6 protein-coding genes are annotated in these 11,749 nt (G+C 48.3%); 3 read left to right on the forward strand and 3 right to left on the reverse strand.

Features of this window, described 5'->3' with window-relative positions; translation table 11 throughout:
* Positions 1-284: 284 nt before the first annotated feature.
* From OB236_RS01205 to OB236_RS01215, 3 genes are all read right to left on the reverse strand, one after another.
* Positions 285-2,639 (reverse strand): hypothetical protein, encoded by a 2,355-nt coding sequence (locus OB236_RS01205; protein WP_262682242.1) that lies wholly within the window; start codon positions 2,637-2,639, stop codon positions 285-287.
* Between the two features lie 588 nt (positions 2,640-3,227).
* On the reverse strand, positions 3,228-6,617 hold the full coding sequence (locus OB236_RS01210) for a tubulin-like doman-containing protein (RefSeq protein WP_262682243.1): 3,390 nt from the start codon (positions 6,615-6,617) through the stop codon (positions 3,228-3,230).
* Between the two features lie 143 nt (positions 6,618-6,760).
* Positions 6,761-8,503 carry a VWA domain-containing protein gene (locus tag OB236_RS01215; protein ID WP_262682378.1) on the reverse strand — a complete coding sequence of 581 codons (1,743 nt, stop codon included), beginning with the start codon at positions 8,501-8,503 and terminating at the stop codon, positions 6,761-6,763.
* A 254-nt stretch (positions 8,504-8,757) separates the two neighbouring features.
* Between OB236_RS01215 and OB236_RS01220 the strand changes: the two genes are divergently transcribed.
* The 3 genes from OB236_RS01220 to OB236_RS01230 all read left to right on the forward strand — a co-directional run bounded on the left by OB236_RS01220 (position 8,758) and on the right by OB236_RS01230 (position 11,706).
* The gene (locus OB236_RS01220; RefSeq protein WP_262682244.1) at positions 8,758-8,910 is read left to right on the forward strand and encodes a hypothetical protein; all 153 of its coding nucleotides are present in this window, start codon (positions 8,758-8,760) and stop codon (positions 8,908-8,910) included.
* Entirely contained in the window at positions 8,900-9,838 is a 939-nt protein-coding gene (locus OB236_RS01225; RefSeq protein WP_262682246.1) for a hypothetical protein, read from the forward strand. Before OB236_RS01220 ends, OB236_RS01225 begins: the two co-directional genes overlap by 11 nt.
* 98 nt (positions 9,839-9,936) lie before the next feature.
* Positions 9,937-11,706: a hypothetical protein gene (locus OB236_RS01230; RefSeq protein ID WP_262682247.1), complete on the forward strand. Its 1,770-nt coding sequence runs from the start codon at positions 9,937-9,939 to the stop codon at positions 11,704-11,706.
* The last annotated feature ends 43 nt before the right edge of the window (positions 11,707-11,749 follow it).

Here is an 11,749-nt window from a genome sequence, read left to right on the forward strand (position 1 = left end):
GTGTTCTCGGGGCGCTTTCGTCCCTTTGGGACACGCTTGGCTTTTGGTGTGGTGCTCGTGTGCATGACTATGTGTTCTCGGGGCGCTTCAGCCCCTTCGGGACAAGCTCGACTTTTGTGTGTGGTGCTGGTTTGCATGACTATGTGTTCTAGGGGCGCTTTAGCCCCTACGGGACAAGCTCGACTTTTGGTGTGGTGCTGGTTTGCAGATGAGTCTATCATACCAAAAGTTGGTGGTTCTTTGAACGAGCGTTTTGTATTTTGTACATGCTCTAGGGATTGCCGTCAAACATTGTTCATACTATGGAACACAAAACCATTCTGCAAATACGTATCGTAATAACGTTTGCCATTTCGGTAATACATTAGATCCTCGATCCGGAAGCCGCCCATAATGTTGAGTTTTTCGATACCGCTGTGTTTCATTTCCTGAACACAACCCAGCTTATAGGCACGGCTGCCCTGATCGATAGCAAATGCATAACGAATAAATTCACTTTCGTAATCACCAAAAAAATATTTTTCGATATAACGGTGTTTATGTGTGGAATGGTAAACATCAGCGCGTATTGCAGCCTCATTTTCGAGTGTGCTGTATAAATCACGGAACAGGTCTTCTTTGGAGAGCACCTCTCGGTTATCATAGCTGGCAGCTACGTTGGCCCGCTCCAGTAGCTCGTCTTCGAAAGTTTTTTGAAACAAAGGCTGCACAAATACTTCCCGACGCGCCATCCCAATCAACCGCTCCAGCAGATGGTCCTCCCCCTGAACCAGCAGCTGCGAAACGTTGCCCATTTGCCGCTCCTCAAAATAAACCTGCGCACCACGGCGGTTCTCCAGCTCCGTTACAATCTGCTCTACCCCATGTCTGTAATACTCATTAATGTTGCGGCTTAGATAGTCACTGGTCATTGAAATACTGCCCCGGCTTGCATCCTGTAACGTTTTCTCCATTTGATGCAGCCGCGCTACAAAAGGCTTCGCCCGCTCATGCAGGTTCTCAAGCTCATGCAGGTACAGCTTCAATAACTTCAGCTTCATCTCCTGCAGCAGCAAATCCAGCTTCATCCCATAGATCAATTCGAGCAAAGGACGACTGAGGCTTTTGACTGAGGTTTTGTTCGTAATCCGGCCCCAGAACGACACTTTGGCAAAAGGCTGATCCTCCATACGATCCGCATACAGCTGCTCCAGCTCTTCTTGTCCTTGCTCCAGCAGCTTGGCAGCCTCCTTCACGTATTCCTGAAGCTCATGGATCAAATTGCCGCTCACACCATCCGCAGAACACAGATAGGCAGCGTAAAATCCGTACAACGGGTGATCAATGATCCGGTTATCCAGTTTTTTCTTCAGCCCTCCGCCAAAATCCCGGTCTACAAAAGCCTTATCCAGCACTCGGACAATGTTAGTATCAAAAAAGAATTGTGCGTTCCCTCCATACAAAGCCGACTCTGCCTGACGAAGCGTCATCGACTGCAGATCAGACAAGGAAACATTATCGTGCAAAAGACCAAACATTCCGGCTACGGCTCGCTCACGATCCGGCAATAACGAGCGAATATCATGATCCCACCGCTGCGGCTCCAGGTCAAGCAGCTCCTGAACAAATCCTGTGCCCAGCTCCGCATTCCCCTTCATCCGCTCCAGCAGATGTCTGTACATATGATAAAGAACGGTTAGCGCTATTGCCGGATTCGGCCGCTTCACCTTGGAAAAACCAGCAGACGCATAAACTCGTCCGTCTCCATCCGGCGGGGTCGCATTTTGCTTAAAATGCTGATTATTGTACGCACCATGCTTCGGGTCCAGCTCGTTCATGGTTTTGCGGTTTTTCAACAGGTTGAGGTTGCAAATCGTTTCATAGCTGCCTTGCATCCCATGATCAGCAAATATTCCCCGTTCATCCTTATCGCTCAACAAATAGACCACATCGAACAGTGGCGATGGCGAGTGAACAACAGGCAGACGAACACCTTCACCCGTCACCTGCAGCATCCCGTCAAACTGGTAATCCCTGCTCTGGTACATATCCAGCTCTCGCAAAAAACTGACACCCAATGAGGCTTGCAGCGCAAACTGCTCCCCGACTGCTTTTTCTTCAAGCAAACCATACAGATCAATGGCGACGGAACGGAATTGCTCTCCGAAGATGGTTTGCATCAAAACGGAAATTTCCGGAAGCAGTACATTGGACGGATCGTCCAGACAGGTCACTACGGCAATGTTCAAGCGCTGCAGATGGGTGTACATCCGTCCAAACTCAGAGATTCGGCTATTCATCCTGCGTAAAGTGACGTTCAACTCGAGCAGCTTCGATTCATCAGCATAAAACTGCTCATGAATCGAAGGACGGAGGCTGCGCTTGTCCTCTGACGAGGTCGGTAAGCTCCAGCCATATACGTTATCCCGCGCCGCGTGAGCCTTCGTGCCTATATGCAGATAAACAACACCTGCGGAGTTATTCCACTTCGTGCTGTTTAAGGCATGAACTGCCTCCAAGGCTTCCACAGACTGATCACCCAGAAATACAAAAACAATTGGATGGTTGATGCTGCGCAGCTCATCATCATCGATACCTGTGTGATCCATTTCCGCGGAATATGCATTCGCGAATGAGAGCAGCTTTTCGCGTAAATTCACTATTGTTCAACCTCCGTCCTTTCATAAGGCTACTTTTACCCTCCCAAACCCTCCCTATAGGGAGGGCCCCAAAGGGCGCTGCCCTCTGGACTCCCTTTGCCGTATGCTTACGGTTTGTTTCTCGGGCCGCTTATCGTCCCTGCGGGACACGCTTAGGTTTGGATGCTTCTGTAAACCCAGCATGTTGTGGGTTTTAATCGCTTATCGTCCCTTCGGGACACGCTTACTTAAGGTGGTATGGGAGAATTTGGGAGTGCCAAGGTCAGCTCTGAAGCCCCTGAGCTTAAAGGACCTGGACGCTTAACCCCTGCCCCCTGCGGGCGGGGTTACAGTCGCCCTTCTACCCTCGCACTAGAGAAGGCTGTTGAGGGGTTGATCAGGTGAATATGGATTCATGGAGGTTATGGAGGGAAAGGGAATGGTATGGAAAGTGTAACGGCCGCCTTTGAAGTTCGAGTTGTAACCTATAAAAAAATATAATAAAAACAACTTGAACTTCAACAGCGGTGGAATACCTTCCCTTTCTCGGAATAACCGCACAATGAATCCATATTCACAAAGCTGAGCCCTACCTGCCTTCTCCCCACATTATCTTAAACTTTTCAAGATGTCATTTACTCTGCTCGACACCTGCTTATAGAACTGGTACATCGCTTCGCCGTTAGCCAGCTCGGCGCGTTCGTAGTCAAGCTCATTTTTCGACTCCTGATACGATTCGGCCATCTGACGCAAGGTTTCGACCAGCAGCTTGATATCATCCGATGCAGTCAGGCTTTGGCTGCGTCGGGACGCTTTGCGCTGCAGCAGATTTTGTCGTTTCTCGTCCAGCTCGCGAAGCTTGCTGTAAATTTCGAAATCGACAAATTTATTAACCTTCATCAAATTAATGAACGGCTCCCATGGATCTTCGTCAACGTCGTGATCATAGACGTACAACGCACCTTTTTTGGTAATGGTCGAGGTATAGATGGCTTCGATGAAATTGGTAATGAACTTTTCCTCGTCCTTATGAGCGTTCAGCAGCTTTTCGAACTCAGCAATTTTCTCGGCAATCCGGTCGTACTTGCTCAGCTCATCCTTAACCAGCTTCAGCAGCTCAGGAGAACGGATCAGGTTTTCCTTGGCCATATCCGAATTTACGCTGCCAAAAATATCCTTTGTCCGTTCAACTTCAAGTCCGTTTTCAAGCAGCTGCTTCAAATCGCCCACGCAGCGCTGCAGCTCTCCCAGATTCGGTCTGGATGCAGCAAGCTGTAAGGAGTAGGCCTCCAAATAACGGTTCAGGTCAAAAGGCTGCGTAAACATACATTCGTAACGGTTAATCGTCCCGCTGTCGACTCCTTTTTGACGGATAACATGGAGTGTCAGCGCGCGTTCGAAGGAATAACGCACCTCGGCGTTGTAGCTTTTCACCCGTCCATTCTGGTACGTGTCACCCCATGATTTTTCCGGAATCGGTGATGGCAGGTAGGTCCAATTGACCTTATCCGTCTGCACCAAATGGCGGCCAACACCCTCCGGCTCAAGAATGGTACGCTCATAGCTTTCCTCGTATACCTTCATCGGCGTATAAAGGAACAACGGAATCCCATTTTGGGTGTTCAACCAGAATATGCGGTTTTTCACCTGACTTTCCTTGATCGTAAAGCGTGAGTTGGCAATCGCGTTATCCTGGAAATTACGAATACCTTTGAAAATACTTGGTGCTTTGAAAGGTACCGAAACAAAACCCCACGAAGGGAAATTAAAATGCCCTGAGCTATTGCTCAAATGAAACACCGGCTTCGCTTCTTCATAAAGACGGCTCGCAATCCGCTGCTCCACAAGCTTTTCGATGGAATCCTCATGTCCATACTTGATGATCAAATAATCCTCCATCGATTTGGTGATCAAATCGCCAAAGTGATCAGTCAAAAACTCGGATATCGAGCTGATCACGTCCACTTCCTGCTCTTTGATCCACTGGTTTGATTTGGCCAGCAGCTCGCTCGTAAAGTCACGGATCAATTCATTGACGTTCTTCTCATTCGTCACTTCACCAACAAGCGAGGCAATATCCGGGATGCTAACAACGTTCCAATAATAGGTACGGTTCCCCTTGTGATCGACTGCTTCTTCACCATTGGTCAGAATCCGGCCGTTCTTTTCGAATATTTTATTCAGCTCATTCAACAGCTCGGAAAACACCTGATAAATCCGCGAATTTTCATCATTGATCAATTTATATAAATCCTCATAAAATTCGACCATCTGCTCCATCCGCTCGCGGTCTGCGTGCAGCAGATATTCCTGGATTTTGGACTCGATAAAAGCATCCTTCTTCTTGTCCTTGGAGATGAACGCGCTGCGGGCCTCGGTCATTTTTTGAACCGACTGCTCTTCGGCAGACTCCACATCACGCGGGATACGGTAGATGCTTTCACGCAGTGCTTCTATATAGGAGGAGATCAGCTTAAGCAGACAAAAGCCTTTGTCCTGCAAAATAATCCTCGACACGTAAAACGGTCCCTGCTCGGGATTGCCGAAAATTTTCGTCATTTGCTCAGTGAAGTTTTCCTTGATCTGACCGGGCAGCTGCTTGCGGCTCTTGATATATTCCTCACGGGCACGGGACAGGAAGCTTTGCTCCAGCTCTGTATCGATATTGACAACCTGCTGCTTGATGACATTGTTATAGCTTAACCGCTCGCTGTTCTGATAACCGGGAATCGGCTCGGGAACACGCTTGTCGAATTCGCGATGCACAGAGTCAGGATCGATACCCAGCTTGTGCGCCAGCTTTTCCACTTCTTCCTGTGTTGGTCCGGCGTCGAACATCTTTTCCATGCGCTGGAACACCTTGTAGGCCAAGTAAGTCGTCATTTCCTCAATCGGCAGCACCGCAGAGGACGCACCCAAAATATTGTATTGATAGTTGGCGGCATACGTTTTCGGCATCTGGTTAATATTCGTGCGGATGTTGCTGATATAGTCATGGATCGCAAATTCCTCGCCGGAACTTTTGTCCTCGCTGGCCATAAAGTTGGTGATATTCTCCGCCGTTACATTCATACAGTAGTCATAGGCATTTTCCAGCAGCTTGCCTTCGAGATTCGTAGCAGATATGAGATGTGCCAAATTAAATGGAGGCATCGGCGAATTGACATTCAGGATGCTCGCATACTGCTGCTTGAAGCGCTCAGTACGCTCATCGACATTCATCCAGTAGTCGAGTTCTTTCATCGCCGCATAGCCGTTCTTTTTAATATATTCGCGTGAATGCTCAGTCAGGCTTTTGTTCGCCAAATTAACGTCAGGCGTGAACAAGTAACCAAGTATATTTACCTTATCTACCCCTGCGGAACCGTAATCGCGCTCCATGATACCCCGTACGATATAGGCGATATCGAGGAAGCAGCCGCTACCTGTACCTCCGGCAAGGCCCGTCAGCACGAATACCATCAGCTTCTTGTTCGTGCCGACAGATAACGATTTGATTTTCCGTTCGATGGTTTGTACAACCTGTACGATCTTCGTAAACAGCAGCAGACGTCCGGCCTGTCTGACACCTGATGCGCCATTAATGCCATCTGTAATTGTCAGCTCGGGCGACAGCCATTCACGAATGTAAGGCTCAAGAATGCTGCGGTTTTGCAGGACGCTGCCGATTTCGGCATTGGAGAGAAGCACGAACTCAGTTAGCGGATCGAGCCCGATGCCTTTATATTTTTTGTTGCGGTCATGCTCATTCGTTTCCAGTGCGAGAAATTCGACGTTGGCCGGCTTCTCCTTTTTCTTCTTCGTGAATGGATCCTCAGGCAGCTTGAATCTGCGGTTGATCTGATATTTCAGACGCAGCAGCGCGTCTATTCCTGTACCGCCAAGCCCGATAACGAGCATCGGATTGTCTATCGTATCGACACGAATTTTGTCGCTGATAATGCCTCCGCCCATTGACACATCCAGCTGTTGAATATGCTCTCTGACAACTGCTTTCATATTGATGGCCTCCTATATGATGCCTTGTCCAAATCGTGAATGTTCAGGGTAAGGAGGGGAGGTATGTCTTCGACACCTGACGAAGGCTAGTCTCCCTGCTGCGACATATTGTCGCATCCTGTTTCATCGTTTGCACATGGATTTTATTTGATAAATTCAACCGTGATCGATTTATTAATATTTTGCAATAAAATTTTGATGCGATCGTTGTTTTTAAGCTCCTTGCCGTTTACTGCGTCGAATAAACGACCGCCCTTTTCGATAACACAACCCGATTGGTTGTACAGAACGACCGTGTCTCCAGGTCCCGGCTTAAACACGATCTGCTTCGTTTCGGCAAATTCCGGCGCCAGCTGCAGCAATTGGTGAAGCTCCACCTTGCCTTTGAAGGCATTCAGCTTGCGGTACTGCGGGGTTGTTCGCTCTCCGGTGTCCTCATCCTTGATTTCTACGACCATTTGTCCGTAAAAGCCTTTATTCGCCTTTTTCCATCGTGATAATGCGAACAATACGGCTGCGATCAATACGAGCAAAATCCCCACAATCCAGGCTATAGGGCCAACCAGAGCCGAAGTACTTCCCGCAGTCGCCTCATTGCTGCCAGTGGTTGGGGGGGATACAGGTGTGCTAGCTCCGGCTTTTTTGGCGGAAACGGTCACTGGCTGTGATTCGCGAACAAAGCTCGCATCCTCTGCCTTGACCTTGATTTCATAGTCATGTGCCTCAGCGATCTTGAACGTTCCTTCTATACCTTGTACCGAAGCCGTTAGTGGTGTTTCCGACGTTTTTTTCGTATCGAGATCGGTTACGACCAGTGCCGCCTTGAGATTTTTGTATAAATCGGCATCCGTTATCTTGGCACCATTCGACTCCAAAAATGCTTTAATCGGCACTGTGTCGCCAGGCTTATAAGAATTAGACGACAAAACCTCCATCGACACCTGCACATCGTAGTTATAAATTAAATTAATGTCGATTTTTTCTTTCGGTACGCCTTTAATTTGCAGCTTCCAATCGCCTTGCACCGGACTTATCAGCTTTATTAGCGTATAAGCGGAGGAAGCAGTATAAATAATTTTGTCGGAAGGGATCGTTTGCTGCTGGCCCGCAGGGTTGAACAACTTCGCTTCCACCGGCTTGGACGACATCATCGAAATGTTCGCTTCCAGCACGCTCGCATTGGGAATGTTAATTGTCACATCCTGGAACTGACCGTTCGCCGTAATGCCTGTGAGCGGTACAACCTTAAGCTTCAGGTGGCTCGCATAAATTTCGCTTAATATTTGCGGCAGTTTGTCAGCCGTCGAGGTAATGAACAGCTTGCCACCTGTTTCTGTCGAAATCCGCTCCAGAACATCCTTGTTCAAAGTGCCGTCCGCATTCAAGCCAATCGTATAGATCGGAATGCCTTTATCCTTGGCTTTCTTCACGGCCTCATTCAGCACCTGATCGGACTGCTGCTGGCTCTTACCGGCATTCAGTGAATTATTGCCATCGGTCATCAGAACGATCAACGGAACATGTCCGGGCTCGCTGCCGCCGGATTCAAGGATTTTTACGGCTTCATTGACTCCAACAGCTATATCGGTATAAGGCCCTCTCGTCAGCTGATCGATGAACGTTTTCAAGCTCTGCTTGTCGGCTGCACTGCCGATCTTCAGCAGCGCCTTTTCCCGCAAAATTTGATCCGTATACGCCACCACACCGATCTTGTCACCTTGGACAGAAGCCATGTCGATAAACATTTTCATCGCTTCATTGCTTACCTTGTTCACATCGCTTTCGTTCATGGAGGTACTGACATCCACCGAAAGCACAGCATCGATCTTCGTGTCGCTGCCCGCTGCCAGCGTATAGAGCGGGAAAGCCAGCACCAACGCAAGCATGGCGGCAGCGATCCTTATAAGTGTTCTATTATTCTTCACGTTGTTAATCCTCCAAAACATTCATATACAAATAGACTATCTACTCACCATCTTAATCTTTTAGAGCATAAAATTCCACTGTCCCATTTCTTATGATATTCTTAAGGTTACTTACAGCCCACATATCGAAGAGGAAATGAGCGCAGTCGGACAAGTCCAAATACGCCGAGCGTTTCAACCTGAGCCTTGTGGTCGATACAATGGAGGTGCATTGGATGCTAACCTATACCTTGCTGGCGCTAGCCGTTATTTTCATTCTATTCAGGTGGACCCAGTTTCATAAAAACAAACGAAATGAGCTTTCCCTGGACCGCATTGATGCCGATTTCAAAAGTCAATTAAACCAGGGTGATGCTCATGAAAAATAAAATCGCTGCCCATTTTCGACCCAGTCGTCGAACCAGCCATACCTATGAACGTTTGAAGCAATGCAAAGGTTGCGGCAGCTACTCTTCATTGTGGGAAGATACATGTCTGTATTGCGGGGCAGATGGAAAATTAACTCCGTTATTGCCTTTACTGCAGACGATTATGAAACGCCATGCCCAAAGAGACGTATTGATTGTCGGTACAGGAGCCCTTGCAGCTATAGTGCTGAGCAAAAATTTGACGGAAATGCTGATTTCGCTGCTGGCAGGAATAGCGCTTATTGTGCTGTATCTCCTGCTGCGCAAAAAATATACGCCCTATCTGGAGAAAAGCTTGCTCAACGAGCTGCTGCAGAGTGAAAATCGTACGATTCGCGAAGGATTGCTACTGGATACCGAGGATGCGGCTGCCGATTTGAAGGCCGAGGATTATAAACAAGCTTATGAAAAGCTGCGGGAAATTGGTTATTTATTTACCGGCAATCAAGTGAAAATTCTCAAGATCATCTGTCTGAATCATTTTAATCTGCGTAAGGATATGGACCTCGAGCTCAGCACGCTGCTGCCCGAAGCCTTCGATATTGATTTTGTGCTGTATTTGTTTGAGGTGAGCAAGGTGAACCCTGAGCTGGTCAAACGGGATGCTATTGATTATACCATTCGCTACCGTACAGAAATCGAAGCCCTGCCGGGTGGGCATATTGCGCTCGCGCTCGTATTTACAGCCGCGCTGCGGGTAAAGGCTTATGTGCTCCAGTACCAGGATCAAATCGCCGATTTTATCGAGGAGCTGCCTCGTGAACGTTTGATTCGACTGTGTCATTTGGTCGCTGAAGGCCCGGATGATTTTCCACAGCTGTACCCAAGGCTAACAACTCTTCTGAAGCAAAAGTACGAGTCCGATCCTGAGCTCCAGGGAATCATTTAAAAGTATAGTGAATAAACATCGGAGCGACCGTGGTGTTCTGGAGATAGCGTAGCATAATATTCACCACACTAAAATCATCAAGAAAGGAGGATTGCCCATTGGCATCTTTCATGTACAAACGTTCGAAACGAACTCGCAATGCGGCTGCTATTGTACTGGCGGCAGTGTTGTGCCTGACCGGATACAAAGGCTATATCAGCTGGCAAAAGACAGATCTGTACGCCAAAGGTGTGGAACTGCAAGCTGCAGGAAACGAGCTTGAGGCTCAGCAAGCCTACTCCAAAGCCCAACAAATTCGCATCATTGACTATAAGGAGACGGAAACCGCCGCGGCGCTGGCTTCCTTGAATCCCGCTGCTGCACTTAAGAGCTGGTTCACTTCCCTTTCCACGGACCTGAAGGCGGCCGAAAACGTGAACGATATCACCCTGCTGCTGAAAACCTACAACACGTATCAGACTAAGGCCTCGGAGATCGCGGCGCTGGATGAAGCCTCGCAAAAACGTTTTGCCGAAATGTCGGCCTCCGAGCAAATGGAGGAACGTTTTAACAATGCGTTCGCATACGCCAAGCAGCTGCTGGTCAAAAGTCTGGAGAGCGATATCAGCAAGAAGACTTTTAATGGAGACAACAATATCGCTTATTTGCTGCAGCTGCCTGCCGCTTACTATAAGGATGAAAACACAAAAAAGCTGGAGCTGAATAAGCTGCTGGAGCGCTACGATCAAGCCCGATTGGATACCAGCAGCAAAACCAAATCAATCGGAGAGGTGTTAAAGGAGGTTGCGGGTATCCGCAAATTCTATGACACTAACCACGTTGAGGCCGCCTGGCTGCAGCCGAAGCTCGAGAGCTATGCGCAAGCGACGTTGTCCAAGCTGGAAAAAAATGATTTAAAAGGCTTTATTGCAGCCGCCCTGCTATTCCAGACGTCCAGTGAGCTGGGAGGTCCTTCATCTAAAATAAATACCTATATTCAAACGACGATCCGCAAGCAATTCGAGCGCGCTGAACAGCTCGCTACCACCCAAAAGTTCGCAGATGCCGTAGCTTTATATAAGGTGTTGAACGAATACAAGGACACGAATAAGGAAGTGAGTGAGCTCGATCAGCGCTGGCTCGAAGCCGATCCGCAGCAGTTGCTGCGCAAGGCGGCAGGCACTGAGCTTACCTTTACCAATGTAATCAGTAACAAGGGGCAGGCTGGAGCCAAGCTGACCGCTGTAGGTGTGCTCGATAATAAAACCCTTGTGCTGGCCCGTCTGCTTGCCGATCAGAAGATCGAAATGTCACGAACCGCTATCGATCAAGGCATCACAGTAAAATCGATTCAGTGGTCAGACCAGATTGGCAAAAAAAAGGAGATCTCTTCTTTGTTGATCGAAGCCGCCTCCAAAACCCGCAAGGTTCGTTATCTTGCCTATGAGGTCAATACACCTGAGCTTTTTAAAGTTCTCGATGTTGAAGCTGATAAAATAGATTACGATCCCACGGGAGCAATTATTATGGATAACCCGACAGGTGATGGTGCCGGACAGAAGGCTGTTTACGAGTATCGTAATGGCCGCTATGCCTTTGTCAAAACGATGGCCGATACGAAGCTGGGTGGAGCTCCACTGGATATTCCATTGACGGAGATGATAAGCCACAAGAACGAAAAAATCCGTTTTCAGGGCACGATCACCTCTGTTGATGATAACCATGCAATGATTCAACTTAATAACGGCTATGTGCTGTTGACCGGCAATGTTCGCTTCAAGAAGGGGCCCACGACGATTACTGGCATTTACACAGGCAGTGAGGAAGTGAAGAAGACACCAGCTCCCGTGACCGAATACAGGGTAACCGTGTTGGAGTTAGCCCCTTAGAGGAGCTTGGCAAAACAAACATCCCAAACCACATGAAGGTGGA

The organism is Paenibacillus baimaensis (genome assembly GCF_025567575.1).